Below are 18,068 nucleotides of genomic sequence, written 5' to 3'. Positions count from 1 at the left end.
TACGTGTTCTGCGATGACCACCTGACACCACCCGAACGCAGACGTCCCGGCCGGCGCAAGAAGCTCTCCGACGCGGAGTTGCTGTGCCTGGCCGTGGCCCAGGTACTGCTCGGCTTCCCGTCGCAGCACCACTGGCTGCGTTTCGCCTACGGCAGGCTCGGGCACCTGTTCCCGTACCTGCCGCACCAGCCCGGCTACCACAAACGCCTGACCGCGGCGACACCGCTGATCCTGCGCGCGATCCACATGATGGCCGCGGCGGTGCCGTCCCACGCAGACCAGCTCCGCCTCATCGACGCCACCCCGCTGCCCTGCGGCACCTCACGCGAGACGGTGAAACGCTCCGACCTGGCGGGCTGGGCCGGCTACGGCTACTGCGCCTCCCACTCCCGGTTCTACTGGGGCCTCAAGCTGTACCTGGTCACCACCCTGGAGGGCATGCCGGTCGTGTGGTGCCTGGCCGATCCCAAACTCGGTGAACGCGAGGTCGGCGCCGAGCTGCTGGCCCACGCCCGCGATCTGGCCGCCTTTCCCGCCGGGGTGGTGGTGATCGGCGACAAGGGCTTCGCCGGACGCGAGTTCGAACGCGACATGACCGAGCTGGGCATCACGTTCGTGCGCCCCGACCGCCGCGACGAGAAACGCCGCCACGGCAACCTGTCGATGATCCGGCAACGCATCGAATCGATCATCAACACCGCCAAACGACAACTCTCCCTCGAACAACACGGCGCACGCACCCCGCACGGCGTGCTCGCCCGCGTCGCCCAGCGCATGCTCGCCCTCGCCGCCGCGATCTGGCACAACTGGATCATCGACGCACCCGTCAAACGCTCACTGATCGCCTACGACCACTGAAGATCCAGGAATCAATCATCTAGTGGTGCGTCACGCGACGTGGGCGGCGTAATCCACGCTCAGCAGGACGCCTCGCGGCACCGCCCCCACGCCCCCGTACAACCAGTACGAAGACGTGGGGGCGGCACCACGATCCGCCCGTCTGAACGCGAATTCCACCGGCAACGTCGCGAGCCACACCACTAGACGTCCTGGAGAGCTAGACGTCCTGGAGAGCGGCGGTCACGGCATCGGCCATGTTCAGCGGCATGCGACGCCACAGATGCGCCAGCAGGCGCTCGTACGCCTGCCCTTCGGAGATCGGTTGCTGCCCCGCCGCGGTGAGCGCGGCGTTGACGAAGGTGTGGATGCCCTGCCGGTCTTTGGCGGAGGCGGGCAACGGGAAGGAGAACGGCCCGCCGCCCGCCTGCCGGCCGGCGCGGCGGACCGGGTCCATCGAACCGGCGTACCGGTAGGCGCCGCCGCTGTAGTTGGCGTCCCGGTCGAAGTTCACACCCGAGCTGATGACACCGACCGCACCGTCACCGGCCTCCCCGGTCACGTACTGGAGCGCGTCTGGCGAACCGGACACGACGTAGGTGTGGGTCCGGTCCGGTCCGCCCCCTGCTTCGGGGGCCAGTCCGATCCCCTCCGAGGCACCGGGGCGCAGGCCCTCCATCCTGATCGACTGGAGGTTGCCGTCGTCGGTGAAGTGCGCGTGGACGTTGATGCTGTCCGGCAGGGCCGGCACGTTCTCCAGGCGTCGCCGGAGCTGCGACGGCTTGCCCGACGCGAACTCGACCGCGGCGATCGGCTCTTCGTCGCCCGACGACTCCTGGGCCGGCGAGGCCGAGCGGGTGCTGCCCGTCTCCACCTCGCCCTGCGCCGGTGACGGCGTGCGCGACGGTTGCTCGGCCTGCTGCTGTTCCAGCAGCTCGATCTCGTGGTCCTCCCAGCCCATCCGGACCCGCAGGTTCGTGATGACCTGCCGCTTCTTGTCGACCTGGGACCGGTTCAGCGACAGCAGACCACGCGTGGACTGGTTCTGCTCCCAGGCGCTGAGCGCGGTCTCCAGGGCGGTGAGCACCTCACGGCGCCGGTCGAGGTTGCCGCTGTTCAGCGAGGCGTACTCCTGGACCAGGGCGACGATGGGCGGCCAGAAGGACTGCTCCTGGCCGGGGCCGGGCCGGCCCGCTTGCAGCTGCTCCACCGCCTTGATCGTCGGTTCCTCAGCCCAGGTCGCCGGCGATCGCTGCACGGCGGGCGCGCCGTCGTCGGAGTGCGCCGCGGCGTGCTCCTGGTGCTCGTGACCGGTGTGCCGGTGGCCGGCGGGTGGCGCGTAGCCCTGGAGCGCCAGGGTGGCGTTGGCGTCGGCCTCCTTCTCGTGCCGGTCCGACGGCGTGCTCACCTGCACGCCGTCACCACGATCGGTGCCTTCCACCGCACCCCGGCGCTGCTGACGCACGTGGTCCAGCTCGTGCAACCACGTGTGCATGTCGTCGCTGCCCGGCGGCATCACCACGTGCTCGCCCGACGTGTACGCCCGCGCCCCGAACTCCTTCGCCGACTGCACCGCCACCGTGTCCCGGTGCACCCTCACACCGGAGAAGTCGTCGCCGTAACTGGCTTCCGCCACCCGTTTCACCTCGGCGGGCAACGAGTCACCCCGGCTCGCCACCACCTCGTCCACACTCGACCGCTGGACCGCGGGCTCCTCGCCCGCCTCCTCGGCCCGACGGGCGAACTCCACGAACCGGCTGGTCGCCGCGTTGCCCACCAAACGCTGCAACTCCAGCACCTTGTTCGGTTCGCGCTCGTCGCGCGCCTCGGCCGGAGCAGGTCGGTGGCCGCGCCGCGGCGCTTCGCCATGCCGGTGATCAGGGGTGTGCATCGCTGGTCTCCTGTCGCGCGAGTGAGGGAAGAACTAGCTGTGTCGAAGTCCCGTTCGGTGGGAGTCGCGCCTGAGGTGGACTTCGACACAGGCCCGAGCTGCCACGCAGCCCCTTCTCCTCCGCGGCGTGGTCGTGATCGCGCTTCAACGCCTGCCTCCGGTGCAAGACCTGACCAACTCGACGATGACAGCCACTGCTCACACTCGCTCTCCAGTCGCACCGCCATCACCACAGGCCGTGCCCGCAGTACTCGGTCCGTTCACGACTGGTCTGAAGTGGACGGTCTTCGTCTCGTATCCCGTGTGCACGCGTTCGACCGTGGCCAGGAACTCGAAGAACTCGGCCAGATCCAGCACGGCCTCCTGGTCGGAACGAACTGCCTGCCCGCCAACGGGTCCGGTCCGGTGCGGGCCGGAGGCGGCACGGGCTTTGCCCTCTTGCCGGTCGTGGCGGCGGTTGCCTGCTGTTCGCGGCCGGGCGGTCACGGGCGTGCGAGCCAGGGCCCGAACTCGCTCTCCAGCACGAGCCTCCCGAGCTTGCGGTATTCCCGGTGCACCGCCGCCACGACGTCGGCCATGTCCACCGGGCGGTCGGCGGCCGCCGCCAGGTAGGCCGCGGTCACCGCACACGCGCGGATCGACCCGCCCGCGAGCTCGAAGCGCTCGGCGCAGAACGCCAGGTCCAGGTCGTCTGCCCGCGGCAGGGCCGGGCCGAGACAGCGGTCCCACAGCGCCAGGCGCTGCTCCGCGTCAGGCACCGGGAAGTCCGCGATGACGTCGATCCGCCGCGTGAACGCCTCGTCCACATTGGACCGGAGGTTGGTGGTGAGCACGGCGATGCCGTCGAAGGACTCCATGCGCTGCAACAGGTAGGCCGACTCTACGTTGGCGTACCGGTCGTGCGCGCTCTGCACCTCCGAGCGTTTGCCGAACACGGCGTCGGCTTCGTCGAACAGCAGGACCCCGTGCACGCCCGCTGCTTCGGTGAAGATCCGTTCCAGGTTCTTCTCCGTCTCGCCGACGTACTTGTCCACGACCGTCGACAGGTCCACCACGTACAGGTCCATGCCGATCTCGGCCGCCACGACCTCGGCGGACATCGTCTTGCCGGTGCCGGACTCGCCCGCGAACAACGCCACCACCCCGCGGCCCCTGCCGCCGCCGGGGCGCATCCGCCACTCCCCCAGCACGCGTTCGCGGTGCCGGGCGCGCACGACCAGCTCGGCGAGCTGCTGGCGGGTCTGCTCGGGCAGCACCACGTCGTCCCAGCCGACGGCGGGCACGATGCGCCTCGCCAGCCGGTCGAGGCCGGCGCCGTTCTGCGCCCGCACCCCGGCGCGCACGTGGTCCAGTCCGATCTGCTCGCCCTCCACGGTGGCCAGGTGGCCCGCCACCGCCACCGCCCGCTCGATCTCCTGCGAGCCGAGCCGGTAGCTCGCGAGGTCCGCCGCGAACGCGGGTTCGCCGCCGAGCGCTCGGCTCCACCACGCGGCTCGCGTGGCCGACGGCGGCGGGGCCACCGGTACCGACAGCACCGGCCGTGTGGTCCACCTCGGGTCCCAGTGCTGCCTGCTGTGCAGAACCACCGGCAGGTCACCGGCGAGCGCGACCAGCTCGCGCAGCAAACGCACCCGTTCCGGCGCCAGGGGTTCCAGCGGGCCGAGCACGACGCCCGCACCGCGCAACCGGGCCTCGCGGACCACCGCGGGGAGTTCGGGGTGTTCCCGGTCGGCCAGCGCCGCCACGTCGAGCACCACCGCCCCCAGGCCGGCGGCGGCCAGTGCCGCTACCGCCATCGGGCCCGCGTCCCCACCTGTGTCGCGCAGGTGCACCGGCGTGACCCCGGCGCGCAGTCCCGCGCCGAGGCGTTCCGGCAGTTCCGCCACCGGGGCGTCGTCACGAGCCACTACCCGTGCGAGTCCGGCCACCACCGGGTCGGGCGTGTCGTCCCCGAGCAGGTGGGCCACCACGCGGTCGGGCACGCGCAGCGGCCTGGACAGCGCGGGCGCCGCCGGGTCCTGCACCTCCACCAGTCCTCCGGCGACCAGGGGTGCGGTGGCGCCGAAGCGGAACCGCCCCGGGCCCGCGACCGGTTCCCCGCACAGCTGCAACGCCAGTCCCACCGTCGCCCGGCGGCGCGTGACGTCGTCGTTGAGGTAGCCGTAGAGCCGTTCGAAGCGCGCGTCGACGTCCGGTGCCAGCGCCACGAGCAGGAACTCCACGTCGACCGGTGCCAGGCCGAAGTCACGGGCGAGCACGGCGAGCCGCGAGGCCGGGAAGTCCGGTTCGGGGTCCGGTGACTGGAGCGGCGGTTGCCGCGGAGACTCCAGCACCCCCTGGACCATCTCGGGAGTGAGGTACAGGCCGCGGAGCGGGTCGTCCGGCGCGTGATCGGTGGCCTGACGCGCCGCCACCGCACGCCTCACCCGCGTCTCGACGGCGCTCAGCCGCGCCCACAGGTGCTCCAGGTCCGCGTCACGGGGTGAGGCCACCCGCACCGAGCCGGTCACCGGATCGCCCCGCCGCGCCGCCGCCGCGGACCCGGCACCGGCTTGGGCCTGGTGACCGCGAACCCGTCCCCGTCAGCGGTCGTCGGTCCCTCGTAGCGCAGGCGGCGCGAACGCTCTCCCGACTGCGCCGCCGTCTCCAGCACCACGCCCTCGGTGACCGGCGGCCCGGCCTTGGTCCACTCGCCTGCCAGCGGCGCGATGACCTTCAGGTCGATCGACGGTTTCAGCTCACCGCCCAGCGCCGACCACATCTCCGAGGTCGCCCGTCCGTCCGGCGGCTGGGCCGAGTTGAGGATGACCCCCAGGCCCAGCTCCGCCAGCGTTCCGGTCAGCCACTCGTCGGCCATCCGCTCGACGCGCACCAGGCACGCGAGCACCTCCGACAGCAGCCGGTGCTCGTCCTGCGGCCGGTTGGTCCACGCGGTGACCAGGTAGGCCAGCTCGAACCACCGCGCGGGGCCGCGCCAGCCGATCAGCACGCCCTCGTCGTCATAGCTCTCGACGCCACCGGCGTGACGGCGCATCACGTCCTCGCGGATGTCGTACAGGAACACGTTGACCGTCGGGGCGTTGCGCCGCGCGGCCCAGTCCTTGGTCGGCGCGTCGAACGACAGCTCGCCTCCGCCGCCGGGCACCCCCGCCGCGACCAGCATCCGCCGGATCGCCTCGTCCACCTCGTGGATCACGGACACCACCTCCTCGGGATCTCAGCCGGGATCACCTGCGCGCCACCATGTCCGGCGGCCCGATGGACCCCGCCACGACCAGGAACGGCGTGGTGACGGCGCGGAAGCCGGGACCTGTCGCGGTGATCGTGCGCGGCCCGGTCTGGTCCTTGGCCAGGATCAGCAGCTGCGCGGTGAACCGGCCGTCCTGGCGCGGCAACGCCGGTGCGGCGGCCGCGGTGATGCCGGGGGTCCAGCTCAGCCGGACCGGGGCGCCGGGCGGGAAGTCCTCGCCCCGCACGGAGGTGACGAACCCCGGCTTGCCGATCGGCGGCACGGCCACGATCCTCGGCTGGAGCACGGTCATCGGCGCGACCGCGGTGTTGTCGGCCGGGTCGGCGTCGGTGCCGGTGGTCCGCAGCACGCCGCGCACCTCGGTCCGCACCGCCGCGGTGGGCGCGAGCACCACCTGCACGACCTGGGTGCCGCCCGCCACGAGGTCGGGCAGCACGCAGCTCGTCGGCGCGCACCCCGGCGGCAGGGCGGCGACCGGCACCTGCGCCGGCAGCAGGAAGTCCAGCCGCAGCCCGGTCGCCAGCGAGCCGCCACCGTTGCGCACCGTGTAGGTCGCCACCGCCCGGCCGCCCACGTAGGACGGGTTGGGCTGCACCACAACGGTCAGCGCGGGACCGGCCGGGAGAATGGTCGGGGGTGGTGGCAGCGTGGTGGACGGCGGTGGTTCGCCGACGGTCAGCACGGTGTCGTCCGCGTTGTCCGAGGGCAGCACGTCGAGCACCGCGCCCGCCACCGACCAGTCGAGCCGGTGCGGCCCCGGCACCACACCCACCACGTCGGCCACCACCTCGACCGACGCGCCCGCGGCCACCACGCCGAGGTCACACCGCGGCTCCTCGGCCGCGCACGGTCCGGCCGAGGTGCGCAACCCGGCCAGCCGCAGCCCGGCGGGCACGGCCACGGTCAGCACGGTGCCCGGCGAGGCCGCCGGGCCGCGGTTGAGCACGGTCACCGGGACCGAGGCGGTCCGGTCCACGTCGACCGAGGCCGCCGGCGGCGCGTCCACCGCGAGGTCGACCGACTGCTGCCAGGTGGGTTCCTTCTGCCTGCCGGGCAGCCGGGTGGCGATCCGGTCCAGGGTCCCGGTGCCGGGGTCGAGCACGGCCAGCTCCTCCGGCGACCGGACGTCCCCGGCCCGCCGCGTGGTCAGCGCGATCCGGCCGTCCGGCGCGGGAGCGGCGTCACGCGGCTGGAACGGCCCGGCAGGGGCGGTCACCGGCGCGGCGCACGAACCGGTGCCGAGCAGCACCTCGCAGACCGGGCCGGTCAGCCCCACGCGCAGCAGGCCGTCGGCCTCGCGGTTGAACACCAGCTCGCGGCCGTCCGGGCTGAAGGCCGGGCTGTCGTCGGTCACCGCGCAGTCGCTGCCGCACACCAGCGCGCTCAGGTCCCGCTGCTGGTCGAGCGTCCCGGCGCGCGCGGTCCAGATGTGGTTGTCGCGGACCTCGCCGGTGGGTCCGTCGCTGATGATGCCGCGGGTGAACGCGAGCGTGGTCCCGTCGGGCGACCACGCGGGCTGGGTGTCCTCCTGGTCCGAGACCTCCGGCGGGGGCCGCAGCACCCCGGCCACCGCGCCCGTGGCGGCCTCGACGACCACGACCCGGCTCTGGGCGCCGTCCGGTCGCACCCCGCCGGGAGAGCGGCGCGCGAAGGCGATGAACCGGCCGTCGGGTGAGAAGCCCGCGTCGAACTCCCAGTCGGCGGGCTGCCGGTCGGCGACGGGCACCCGGCGCGGGTTGCCCCCGTCCGCGTCGACCAGCCACAGGCGCTGCACCCGCAGGCCGTCCTCGTCCTCGAACCGGCTCAGCAGGATCTGCCTCCCGTCCGGCGAGTACGACTGCCGGGTCGCCCACGGGTCGAACCCGGCCCTCGGCCGGAAAAGCAGGTTCGGGTCGTCGACCGCCCCGGGGTCCTCGCGCAGCACGGTCACGCCGAGGTCGCGCGGGTCTGAGCCGTCGGGGCGGATGTCCTGGAGCGTCGCGGTGAACCAGGTCGGGGCGCTGGTGCGGGAGACCAGCAGCCGCGGCTCGCCGCCGGCCTGCCAGCTCGGCGAGCTCAGGTGCCGGTCCTCGCCCAGCAGCAGGTCGGGCGGCGCGGTGAGCGGCAGGCCGGGAGTCGTGTCGGCGCGGTAGACCTTCACCGCGTTCGGGTCCGCCGTGCAGGTGCAGACCTGGTCCAGGCTCAGGAACAGCAGGCGCGAGCCGTCGGGGAGCCACGCGGGCCAGTGACCGCGCCACGCGGCCTGGTCGCCGCCCAGCAGCGGCGTGCCGGTGGTACCGCCGCTGAGCACCCGCACCCGCGGCACGCCGTCCGTCCACAGCGTGTAGGCGATGCGGCCGTCGACCGGGTTCCACGCGGGCTCGGTGGCGTCGCCGACCGGCTCGTCGGTGACCCTGGTGGCCGCTCCGCCCGTGACCGGCATCCGGTAGACCTCCCGGCCGCCGTCGCGGTCGCCGGAGAAGGCGATCTCCGTGCCGTCCGGGGAGAACGTGGGCCACGACTCGTCCGAGGCGGTGCCGGTCAGCTGACGGGGCTCGCCGCCGTCCACGCCGACCAGCCACAGGTCGCCGCGCGAGCCGAACACCACGGTCCGCAGGTCGGGTGACAGCTGCGGGTGCGCCGCGTCATGGCCCCTGGTCAGTGCGCGCACCCCGCCATCGGCGTCGCGCAGGTACACCTGGGGCCGGGCCTCGTCGCGCAGGCTGGTGAACACCACCAGGCCGCCGCGGGCGGACACGTGGTCGTCGTAGTGGGCGGGACCGTCACCCAGCAGGGGCGTGGTCGGGCTGAGCACGTCCGGCTGCGGGTCGGCCACGTAGCCGAGGCTGCGATGTTCGGTCCCCGCGAAGGCGATGCGGCCGGTCACCGGTTCTCCCGGCTGGGCGGCGGCCTCCACCGGGCCGGTGACGTCCCGCACCACCACGGTCACCCCGCACGCCGCCACGACCGCCGCGAGCACGGCGAGCGTGCGGGTACGCGCCCTTCTGGACAAGGTTCCACCTCCGGTCACGGGCCGATCGTCGCCGCATCCGGCGCACGCCGGGGAGGTCCGGCCGGGCAGGACGGGGGAAGACCCGGTGGGCTGTTCGGGCAACGGCGCTCAGATGAGGCCGTGGCGCATCACGTAGCCCACGGCGTGGGCCCGGTTGCGCAGCTGGAGGCGAGTGGTCACCTCGTGCAGCACGTTCTTCACGGTGCGCTCGGAGAACGACATCCGCACCGCGATCTCCGCGGTGTCACAGCCTTCCGAGATCAGGCGGAGCATGTCCGCCTCGCGAGTGGTCAAAGTGGACAGTGTCGGCCCGTTCGGGTCGAGCACGCTGCGCTGCAACCGGCCGACGTGGTCCATCAGGCGGCGCAGCAGATCACCCGGCAGCACCGCCTCGCCCTTGTGCAGTGCCACCGCTGTGGCCACCAGGCGGTCCTGGTCGGCCTCGGCGCGGCGCACCACCGCCGCCACCCCGCAGTCGATGGTGGTCTGCAACGCGTCCTGGTCGAAGCGCCCGACCACGACACCGGTGCGCGTGCCCGACGAACGCCGCAACCGCCGCAGCAGTGCCGCCGCCGGCTCGTCCACCACGTCCACCACGACCAGCGCCACCGCCGCGCGCTCGCGGTCGCCCTGGTCGAGCACCTCCACCTCCGGACGCGGGCGCAACTGGTGCGTGACGCCCGTGCGCAGGACCGGGTCTTCGGCGTACACCGCAACCGGGATCCTCGTCATGACAGCCTCCCCTGGCGAGAACCGGACCGCCTCGGTTCCTCGTAGGGCCATCCTGCGCATCCCGGCCGACCGTGGTCGGCCGCGGTGCCCGTCAGTGCACTTGTTTACCTCCCGTGTGCCCTTTCTTCCCTGCCTCAACGGGTTGCGCACTGCCTACGTTCGACTGGTGACCACAACGACCGAGTTCGGTCTCCCGACCGTGGTAGTCACGCCCGGTTCGGAGGCGAGCACAACGCTGACGGTGCGCAACGACAGCGACATAGTCGAGGCGTACGAGTTCGAGGTGGTGGGCGAGTGCGCACCGTGGACCTCAGTCCAACCGGCGCGGCTCTCGCTGTACCCCGGCACGGCCGAGCAGGTGACCGTGCTGCTGCGACCACCGCGGTCGCCGGAAGTGCGCGCGGGCGAGATACCGCTGGGCGTGCGCGTGCTGCCCGCGGAACGCCCGGAGTCGGTGTCGGTCTCCGAGACCACGGTCATCGTCGAGCCGTTCCTCCAGCAACACGCCGAACTGGTGCCCGAACGCCGTCGCGCTTGGCGCAGCGCGCGTTTCCACGTCGAGGTCCACAACGACGGCAACACACCGGTGACGGTGGCCCTGGTGGCGGCCGAGGCCGACGACCAGCTCCGCGTCACCGTGCCCGCGGAACCCGCGACCGTGGACCCCGGGGTACGGGTGGAACTGCCGGTGCGGGCGCGCGTCGGCAAGGTGCTGTGGTTCGGTTCTCCGCTGGCCTGGCCGGTGCGGCTGACCACGACCGCCTCCGCCGCGGTACCACTCACCTCCGGTGAGGCCACGCAGTCCGAGGAGCTGGAAGGCGAACTGCTCCAGCTTCCGGTGTTCGCCAAGTGGTTGCTGGCACTGCTCGCACTGCTGCTGGCCCTGCTGCTGGCGTGGTTGTTGCTGGTGCGGCCCGCGGTGCAGAGCGCCGCACGGGAGGCCACCGACGACCGTGCCGAGGAACTGGTGGAGGTCGGCAAGCAGCAGGCCGCCGCCGCCCAGAGCCAGGCGTCGCAGCAACAACAGCCGGGTGGCGAGCAGCCCTCGACCGGTCAGCAGCCGGGACAACCGGGGCAGCCCGACGCCAGGGGCGGCGAGCAGAGCTCCAGCACCATCGAGGTCCGCACCAACACCGGCGGCCAGGGCACCGGCAACTACGTCGTGCCCGCCGGGAAGGTCTTCCGCATCACCGATCTCGTGCTGGCCAACCACCAGGGCGACGAGGGCGTGCTGACCATCTCCTTCGGCGAACGCACGGTGACCACCATCGCGCTGGAGACCTTCCGCAACCAGGACTACCACTGGGTGACGCCGATCGACGTGCCGGAGAACACCGCGGTGAGCGCGACCGTCACCTGCGCCCGGCCGGGCACTCCCGCCAGCGGCCGGCAGGCGCCGAACTGCCTGCAGCTGCTCAACGTCAGCGGCGCGCTCGCGGACCTGCCGCGGGGATGACCGGGCCGCGAGCCCGGTTCCCGAAGACCGCGACCCACGAGGCGGTCAGCCGCGGCGGCGGTTCCACTCGTCCAGCAGCGCGTCGATCCAGGCGCCGAGCAGGTCGGCCACCTCGCGGTCGCCGCACAGCAACTGGTGGTGCCGCTCGGCCGACGCGGCCGCCAGTTCCACGCTCAGGTCGAGCTTGCCGAGGTCGAGTTCGACGACAGAGGGGCCGGGCACAGCCGTGCCCGGCCCTTCCTGTTCCGGCCGGCTCACCGCGGCTCCCCGGCGTTGCGCCCCGCGATCCGCATGGCCTCGATGTACTTGGGCAGCTCGACCAGCGCCCGTTCCCAGCTGTCGGCGTTGAGCTGCCCGGCGAACACCGCGTCGACCACGATCCGGTCGACGTCGGGCGCGACCTGGTCCCCCGCGGCGTCACGCAGCTTGCGCGACAGCTCCAGCTTGCGCAGCCGCGACCGCACCTCGTCCAGGGTGCGCTCCAGCTCGTCGATCACGCCCTGCGCCCTGGCGGGTTCCAGGACCAGCCACCCGCGCCGGGCGAGCTGGAGGAACAGGTCGCCCGCGAACCGCTCGGGCGGGACGGCACCGCCCCGGTCACCCGTCCCGCCATCGGACCGCACGTCCATCGCACCCTCCGTGCGGGAGCCGGTCACCACGTGGGTCCCGCCCCCAAGATCGGCCCTGTACCAGGGATGTCCTCCGACCCCATCACGCCGCCCGCGGGCAGGAGAAGGCCCGGCGACCCGGTCTGCCTGTCCTTGCCCCGTGTTCTGCCCTGACGACAGCGCGAACGACCATCCGCGCGCCGACGCGCAGTCGCTGCCTGGAAGCCGAAATCCCGCTCGAACCTCAGAAGAGCGGGCCGGGGAGGTCCACAGCGCACAGTAGTCCACTGTGGACTGACAGGTGCGCGCTCACGCGCGGTCGCCGTCCAGGGCGGGGACGCTCAACGCCAGCAGGGCCGTGTCGTCCTCGACGCCGTCACCCAGGTCTTCCAGCACCCGGATCACCGCCTCGACCACGCCCGGCGCGGTGGCCGGTGCCAAGCCGCCGAGCTCGTCCCGGAGGTCCTCCTCGCTGTACCAGCTGTCCGCGCCGGTCCGCGCCTCGGTCAGGCCGTCGGTGTAGAGCAGGACGGCGTCGCCCGGCCCCAGGCGGATCTCCGCCGTCACGAAGCGCGCCTCGGGCAGCGCACCGACGAGCTGCCCGCCTCGCAGGTGCAGCAACGACGACGTCCCGTCCGCCCTGAACACCAAGGCGGGCGTGTGACCGCCGCCCGCCAGCGTCAGCACGGCGCCGTCGCCGTCGGGGCGGACGCTGCCGCAGATGACCGTGCAGAACCGCGGGTACCTGCCCTCTGACGCCTGGTAGAGCACGGAGTTGAGGTGGGCGAGCACGCTCACGGGGTCCGGGTCGAAGACCGCGGCCCCGCGCAACGTGTACCGGATCAGTGACGTCACCACGGCCGCGTTCTCCCCCTTGCCGGACACGTCCCCGAGGAAGAAGCCCCAGGTGTCGCCGGGCAGCGGGAAGAGGTCGTAGAAGTCGCCACCGACCTGGTCACGCGAAGCCGGGTGGTAGTAGGCGGCGGCCTGCATGCCGGGCACCTCCGGCAGGACAGGGGGCAGGAGGGTCTGCTGCAACACCCTCGCGAGCCGCTGCGCCCGGTCCCGTTCGCGCTCCGCCTGTTCGCGTGCCCGGAGCAGCTCCTCCTCGTACGTGCGGCGGTCGCGCGCGGCGAACACCGTGGTCCGGATCAGCTGCGCCTTGCCACCGGCATCGGTCTTGACGGCCGACGTCAGCAGCACCGGCAACCGCGTGCCCTCGGCGGCCCTGAGCTCCAGCGCGACGCCACCGACCTCGCCCTGCATGTGCAGCAGCGGGGCGAAGTGCGTCTCGTAGTAGATCCGGCCGCCGACCGTGAGCAGGTCGGGGAAGCTCGTCCGGCCCACCACCGCGTCCCGCTCCAGGCCGAGCCAGCGCAGCAGCGTCGCGTTGATCTTCACGATGGTCCCGTCGAGCAACGTCGACACGTACCCGCACGGCGCGTTGTCGTAGAGGTCCTCGACGCTGTCCTCCAGCAGGGCCGACAGCTCCGGCTCGATGCCGCCGGACCCGCTCATCACCGGCCTCCCGCGAACTCCGCGATCGCCGCGGCGGTCGCCTCTGGCGCGCTGAGCTGCGGGCAGTGCCCGACGGCGTCCAGCGTCACGAGCTCACTGCCACGGACCTGGTCGTGGACGAACTGCCCGACCTCCCGCGGCGCGATGGCGTCCCGTGCGCACTGGACCACCAGGGTCGGCACGGTGACCTTCGCCAGGTCGCTCCTGTTGTCCGACAGGAACGTCACGCGGGCGAACACCCGCGCGATCTCCGGATCGGTCCGGCAGAAGCTGTTCGTCAGCTCCTGCCCGAGCTCAGGTCGGCCGGGGTTGTCCATGATCACCGGCGCCATCACCGCCGACCAGCCCAGGTAGTTCGCCTCCAGCGCGTCGAGCAGCTCGTCGATGTCCGCGCGGCTGAACCCGCCCCGGTAGTCGCCGTCGTCCACGTAGCGCGGTGACGGCGTCAGCAGCACCAGCTTCGCGAACCGCTCCGGCTCCCTGTTGGCCGCGAGGACCGCGATCATCGCGCTGACCGAGTGCCCGACCAGCACGACGTCGCGCAGGTCCAGCTCGCGGCAGATCGTCAGCACGTCGTCGGCGTACGCGTCGAGGCTGCTGTACCGCTCCGCCGTCCACGCCGCCACGTCCGACAGACCGGCCCCGACGTGGTCGAACAACACCACCCGGTAGGTCTCGGCCAGCAAGGGCACGACCAGTCTCCACAGGTTCTGGTCGCAGCCGAACCCGTGCGCCAGCAGAACGACCGGTCCCGCCTCGTTGCCGGTCACGACCACGTTGTTCCTGCTGACGACGTCCACCAGATGATCCTGCCACTCCTCCGGCAGCGAGTCAGGTCGCGGCGTGGCCGCCCAGGTTGGCGTAGGCCGTCCGGACGGACTGCTCGGCCCGCGGGTCGCGGAAGTCGAACGCGGAGCCGTCCGCGAACTCCACCCGCACGAACCACTCCGGCTCCACCGCCCTGCCCAACGGCACCGCCACGAACCGCCGGGCAGCGCCGACGGGCGCCTCCCACCACGTGACCAACGGCGCGACCTCGCGCTTCGGCTCACGTGAGCGCGTGAACAGACCGCCGCGCCCGGGTTCGAGCACCTCGCCTTCCACCACGAGCCCGAGGCGCTGGTCGCTGAGCAGCAGCCAGCACTCGTCCCGTCCGGCGGTGAACAGGTCGGCCCACCGCACGGCGATCTGGTCAGGGCTTTGGGCGTGCGCCCAGCCCCAGACGGCCGGGTCGTGCGCCCACTCGTCCATGCTGAACCGGCCGGTGCTCACCGCGGTGGTCGGCAGCGGCCACTCGGGCTCGGGGAGGCCGGCCTGCGGCACACCGCCGACGAGCGCGTGCGGTGCCTTGCCCGCCGAACCGACGTGTCCCTTGCGCTCCACCGCCCACACGATCTGCTCGCCGGGGCGGACCCAGTGCTTCTGGGCGATCTCCGCGAGCTTGAACCTGTCCCTGGGCACGGTCACCCCTGTCCGTTGGCCAAGACGAGCAACCGCCGCGCGTTCTCGGGGGACGACGTGAGCACGTCGACTCCGGAGCCGTCCACGAACGACACCCGCAGGGCGTGGACGTCGCGCGTCTGGTACTGCCTCGGCAGTTTTCGTTCAGCCGGAGCAACTCCGCCGATGTGCTCCCGCCCCACCTCGGCCACCGTCGTGACCTCGGCGGTCGCGATCGGCTGATGGGGCGGGTACGGGCTCTTCCCGCCGAAGATGTCGCGGGCGCTCTTCGCGAGGCCGCTCACGCGGCCGAGGAGGCTCTTCTCCGGTTCCGGCTCGGCGGGTTCCTCCACGAGCGCGACCCTGCCCAGCCGGTGCGGTGTGAGCACCAGCCAGGAGACGCCGGCCACCGGCTGGCACAGCCGGGTCGCGATCCCGTCGGCACGCGGCCCCCACGCCACGACGTGCGGCGTGTCCGCTCCTCCGTCCTCGGGGCCGCTGCCCGCGAGCGCGGCGTCCACCACGCCCGCGGCCACGTTGCCGAGGGCACCGGCAACCTTTCCCAGGCCACCCCGCTCGGGGCGGCCCCGCCAGTCCAGGCCCGCGAGGTCGAACCCGAGGCTGCCGGTGCCGGCGCACAGCAGGATGGGCTCGCCGGGCCGGCACCAGGACTGCCGGACCGCGAGAACGCCGTGGAGCTTCACCAGGTGAACCCGCGTTCCTGAGCGTCGCGGCGCTCCTCTTCCGACGGTGTGTTCTGCGCGGCGTCGTACGCCTCCTGGCTGCCGAACGTGATGGCGCCGTCGACCGCGGCGCTCGCACCGGCGTCGAACAGGGCGCCGGTGATCCTGGTCTGGCCGCCGAGCGCGCCGGTGAGCACGGTCTGCGCGATGTTGCCCGCGAGCGCGCCCTCCCCGGTCACCCCCTGCATGAACCTGTTCGCGGTGGTCGAGGCGAGCGTCGTGCCGTCGGCCCTGGTGACGATGTTGACGATCGGGTTCGAGCCGAGGTGGCGGCCGGCGAACTGCTGGGCCATGTTGCCGCCGCGCAGGCCGTTCATCCGGTTGATGACCTGGCGCAGCGGGCCGCGCAGGCGCACCAGCATCTCCTCGATCTTCTTGACCGCCTGGAACAGCTTCATCTGCAGCTTCGACACGCGCATCGAGATCCGCACACCGGTGCTGCCGACCTGCACGGTCGTCGTCGCGCCCGCCGCCGCGACGGAGCCGCCCGCCGTGATCCACGAGGCCGCCAGCGCCGCCAGCCACTGCACGATCAAGCCGATGATCAGCTCGGTGATGACGTCGATCACGAACTCGACGAACAGGTCGAAGAGCTCGGCGATCGTGTCGAGCGTCTGCTTCAGGCCGCGGATGTCCTCGGCGAGCGCCTCGACGCCGCCGGCGAACTCGGTGACCTGCTTGCGGAAGCCGTCACCCGCGTCGCCCCGCCACAGACCGGTGGTGGCCGCGGCGCGCTTCTTCTCCGACTCGGCGACCTCGTCGAGCCACCGCGCGACCTCCTCCCAGCCCTTGCCGGTGGCGCGCATCTGCTCGGGGTCGCCGACCGCCCACTCGGCCAGCTCGATCAACGGGCTCAGCACGATGGAGACCAGGAAGCCCAGGCCGTTGTCCAGCAACGCCTGTCCCGGGCTCGCCAGCGTCTGCAACAGCTCCAGGCGGCCGGAGATGGTGGCGGCGGTCATCTGCGGCGGCGAGGTGGCGTCGGCCAGGTCGGAGACCGCGCTGTAGGCGGAGCTGCCACGACCGGCCGCCTGCTCGAACCAGTTCTTCTGGCCGGCGTCGTTGAGGTCGGCGAACGTACCGGGACCGGTCATCAGGCACCGCTCCCCAGTCCCCGGCCGATCTGCCCGAACGCCTTCGAGATCCCGTCGTCCACCCCGCGGTAGACCTCGAAGCTCTCCTGCAGCTGCTCACCGGTCTGCTTCAGGAACTTCTGCGCATCGGTCGCGAGCTGCTGGCACTCCTGCAAGCTCTTGAGGTAGCCGCTGCTCAACCCGACCGCGTCACCGATCGGGCCGAAGCACTGGTCGTCGACCCTCGCCTGCTCGAGCAGCTTCGCCAGCGCGCCGAACTTCTCCGCGAGGCTGTCGCTCCCCTCGGCGAACGCCGTCAGCGCCTCCGGCTGGACCTGGAACTTCACCTGATCTCCCCCTACCTCAGGTACGTGCTCGGCGGTTCTTCGTCTTCGACCTCGTCGCGCACCGGGCGGTTCCGCGCGGTGGTCTGCGGTGCGGCCGGAGGACGAGCCGGCGCCAGGGGCGGCGGGGCGGAGTCCTGGGCGCCCGGCGGTGGCGGAGCCGAGGGCATGATCGGCTCCACGCCCGAGGCGGCCATGCCGTCCTTGAACTGCTGCAGCCGGTCGCCCAGGATCGGCGCCACCGCCTGTTCCAGCTGCTGGGCGGCGTTCTGGGTGGCCATCCGGATCGCGTCGAGGATCTCCTGCTGCAGCTGGACGTGCGACCGGTTCACGGCGTTCGGCGTCAGCCGCAGCCCCAGCACGGCGCCCGAGGACGCCGCGGTCACCGTGACCGCCCCGTCCGGGCTGCGCCCGACGCCGCGCAGGTCCTTCATGGCCTGCTGCAGCTCACCGGCCTTCTTCGCCTGCTCCTCGAACGAGCGCATGAGCGACTGCATCCGCTCCTGGCGGTCTGTCACGGCACTTCCCCCGCAGATCGTTCAACGACGTGACGAGGCTACAAGAGCCGCCGCCGGACGTGGGGCCGCTACCGGAAACTCGCGGTTCACCTGATCAGTCGGACACCGGCACGGAGTGATCCGCCAGCCAGTGCGCAGGCGTACCCATACAGGCCAAATCGGACAGTCCATTGTGGTGTCTTCCACTGCGCCGCGCACACGGTGACATGCTTTTTCCCCCTTACCGGGCGGCATTGTGCTCGATCGGGGCTTGAGTCAGCCGGATCGGCTTGGCGCACGCATCCTGAGGTACTGAACGAAGGACGCCCGGCCGGGCACGGCGCAGCGCCGGGTCCGGCGTGATCAGGAGAGGACGATTCGATGTCGCGTTTGTCCCGTCTGGCCGGTCTGACCGGCATGGTGCTCACCGCCACGGCCCTGTTCTCGTTCACGGGACCGCTCGCCCAGGCCGATCCCGGGATCTGCATCGACCACGTGATGGAGAACGGGTACAAAGCGACCGAAACCGTGCTCAAAGCGTGCAAGATCGCGAAAACGGGCGACAAGGCCGATGTCAGCACGTGCCAGCGGATGCTGCGCCGGGAGGGCGTGCGGCGCGAGGTGGCTTCGCACGCCTGCCGGATCGCCTCCCAGCCGGACAGGTCTTCCTGACCTGGCACCGGGTTC

At 72.2% G+C, this 18,068-nt stretch carries 17 protein-coding genes; 3 read left to right on the top strand and 14 right to left on the bottom strand.

The window, feature by feature from the left end; translation table 11 throughout:
• Positions 1 to 858: IS982 family transposase (locus BLT23_RS03915; RefSeq protein WP_090045774.1), on the top strand; the 858-nt coding region annotated here is incomplete at its 5' end.
• A 199-nt stretch (positions 859 to 1,057) separates the two neighbouring features.
• On the opposite strand, the gene BLT23_RS03910 is transcribed toward BLT23_RS03915, so the two are convergent.
• From BLT23_RS03910 to BLT23_RS03890, 5 genes are all read right to left on the bottom strand, one after another.
• The gene (locus BLT23_RS03910) at positions 1,058 to 2,728 is read right to left on the bottom strand and encodes an eCIS core domain-containing protein (protein ID WP_090045607.1); all 1,671 of its coding nucleotides are present in this window, start codon (positions 2,726 to 2,728) and stop codon (positions 1,058 to 1,060) included.
• 482 nt (positions 2,729 to 3,210) lie between these two features.
• Complete coding sequence (locus BLT23_RS03905) at positions 3,211 to 5,238, bottom strand: ATP-binding protein (protein WP_090045605.1); 2,028 nt, start codon at positions 5,236 to 5,238, stop codon at positions 3,211 to 3,213.
• Positions 5,235 to 5,924, bottom strand: a complete 690-nt coding sequence (locus BLT23_RS03900) for a Pvc16 family protein (protein WP_090045772.1) — start codon at positions 5,922 to 5,924, stop codon at positions 5,235 to 5,237. The genes BLT23_RS03905 and BLT23_RS03900 overlap by 4 nt, the downstream gene beginning before the upstream one ends.
• Positions 5,925 to 5,955: 31 nt before the next feature.
• Entirely contained in the window at positions 5,956 to 8,970 is a 3,015-nt protein-coding gene (locus BLT23_RS03895) for a DUF11 domain-containing protein (protein WP_090045770.1), read from the bottom strand.
• Between the two features lie 108 nt (positions 8,971 to 9,078).
• Positions 9,079 to 9,702 carry a response regulator transcription factor gene (locus tag BLT23_RS03890; RefSeq protein ID WP_218133619.1) on the bottom strand — a complete coding sequence of 208 codons (624 nt, stop codon included), beginning with the start codon at positions 9,700 to 9,702 and terminating at the stop codon, positions 9,079 to 9,081.
• Between the two features lie 166 nt (positions 9,703 to 9,868).
• Between BLT23_RS03890 and BLT23_RS03885 the strand changes: the two genes are divergently transcribed.
• Entirely contained in the window at positions 9,869 to 11,158 is a 1,290-nt protein-coding gene (locus BLT23_RS03885; RefSeq protein WP_090045601.1) for a COG1470 family protein, read from the top strand.
• A gap of 45 nt (positions 11,159 to 11,203) precedes the next feature.
• Here the strand turns inward: BLT23_RS03885 and BLT23_RS39830 are convergent, their stop codons facing one another.
• The 9 genes from BLT23_RS39830 to BLT23_RS03850 form a co-directional block, all read right to left on the bottom strand.
• The gene (locus tag BLT23_RS39830) at positions 11,204 to 11,416 is read right to left on the bottom strand and encodes a hypothetical protein (RefSeq protein WP_143035811.1); all 213 of its coding nucleotides are present in this window, start codon (positions 11,414 to 11,416) and stop codon (positions 11,204 to 11,206) included.
• Positions 11,413 to 11,787, bottom strand: coding sequence for a hypothetical protein (locus tag BLT23_RS03880; RefSeq protein ID WP_090045769.1), 375 nt, complete (start codon positions 11,785 to 11,787; stop codon positions 11,413 to 11,415). Before BLT23_RS03880 ends, BLT23_RS39830 begins: the two co-directional genes overlap by 4 nt.
• Before the next feature lie 288 nt (positions 11,788 to 12,075).
• The gene (locus BLT23_RS03875; protein WP_176946580.1) at positions 12,076 to 13,284 is read right to left on the bottom strand and encodes a PP2C family protein-serine/threonine phosphatase; all 1,209 of its coding nucleotides are present in this window, start codon (positions 13,282 to 13,284) and stop codon (positions 12,076 to 12,078) included.
• The gene (locus tag BLT23_RS03870) at positions 13,284 to 14,084 is read right to left on the bottom strand and encodes an alpha/beta fold hydrolase (protein ID WP_090045599.1); all 801 of its coding nucleotides are present in this window, start codon (positions 14,082 to 14,084) and stop codon (positions 13,284 to 13,286) included. Before BLT23_RS03870 ends, BLT23_RS03875 begins: the two co-directional genes overlap by 1 nt.
• A gap of 31 nt (positions 14,085 to 14,115) precedes the next feature.
• Positions 14,116 to 14,745: a hypothetical protein gene (locus BLT23_RS03865; RefSeq protein ID WP_143035810.1), complete on the bottom strand. Its 630-nt coding sequence runs from the start codon at positions 14,743 to 14,745 to the stop codon at positions 14,116 to 14,118.
• A gap of 2 nt (positions 14,746 to 14,747) precedes the next feature.
• The gene (locus BLT23_RS03860; RefSeq protein ID WP_090045596.1) at positions 14,748 to 15,428 is read right to left on the bottom strand and encodes a hypothetical protein; all 681 of its coding nucleotides are present in this window, start codon (positions 15,426 to 15,428) and stop codon (positions 14,748 to 14,750) included.
• Complete coding sequence (locus BLT23_RS03855; RefSeq protein ID WP_245743548.1) at positions 15,425 to 16,561, bottom strand: WXG100 family type VII secretion target; 1,137 nt, start codon at positions 16,559 to 16,561, stop codon at positions 15,425 to 15,427. Before BLT23_RS03855 ends, BLT23_RS03860 begins: the two co-directional genes overlap by 4 nt.
• A complete protein-coding gene (locus tag BLT23_RS41530) occupies positions 16,561 to 16,887 on the bottom strand; it encodes a hypothetical protein (RefSeq protein WP_245743532.1) in 327 nt (108 codons plus the stop codon). Before BLT23_RS41530 ends, BLT23_RS03855 begins: the two co-directional genes overlap by 1 nt.
• An 11-nt stretch (positions 16,888 to 16,898) precedes the next feature.
• Positions 16,899 to 17,402: a YbaB/EbfC family nucleoid-associated protein gene (locus tag BLT23_RS03850; RefSeq protein WP_245743530.1), complete on the bottom strand. Its 504-nt coding sequence runs from the start codon at positions 17,400 to 17,402 to the stop codon at positions 16,899 to 16,901.
• 360 nt (positions 17,403 to 17,762) lie between these two features.
• On the opposite strand from BLT23_RS03850, the gene BLT23_RS40545 reads away from it, so the two are divergent.
• Complete coding sequence (locus BLT23_RS40545; RefSeq protein WP_176946579.1) at positions 17,763 to 18,053, top strand: hypothetical protein; 291 nt, start codon at positions 17,763 to 17,765, stop codon at positions 18,051 to 18,053.
• The last annotated feature ends 15 nt before the right edge of the window (positions 18,054 to 18,068 follow it).

Source organism: Lentzea fradiae, from assembly GCF_900100955.1.
In the GTDB taxonomy this organism is placed as follows: Bacteria; Actinomycetota; Actinomycetes; order Mycobacteriales; family Pseudonocardiaceae; genus Lentzea; species Lentzea fradiae.
This window is presented reverse-complemented; position numbering and strand designations above follow the sequence as displayed.

Excerpts from the sequence above, each read along its gene's own strand:
- BLT23_RS03910 (WP_090045607.1), bottom strand. The coding sequence starts at position 2,728 with ATGCACACCCCTGATCACCGGCATGGCGAAGCGCCGCGGCGCGGCCAC.
- BLT23_RS03890 (WP_218133619.1), bottom strand. The coding sequence starts at position 9,702 with ATGACGAGGATCCCGGTTGCGGTGTACGCCGAAGACCCGGTCCTGCGC.
- BLT23_RS03880 (WP_090045769.1), bottom strand. The coding sequence starts at position 11,787 with ATGGACGTGCGGTCCGATGGCGGGACGGGTGACCGGGGCGGTGCCGTC.
- BLT23_RS03875 (WP_176946580.1), bottom strand. The coding sequence starts at position 13,284 with ATGAGCGGGTCCGGCGGCATCGAGCCGGAGCTGTCGGCCCTGCTGGAG.
- BLT23_RS03855 (WP_245743548.1), bottom strand. The coding sequence starts at position 16,561 with ATGACCGGTCCCGGTACGTTCGCCGACCTCAACGACGCCGGCCAGAAG.
- BLT23_RS40545 (WP_176946579.1), top strand. The coding sequence starts at position 17,763 with ATGTCGCGTTTGTCCCGTCTGGCCGGTCTGACCGGCATGGTGCTCACC.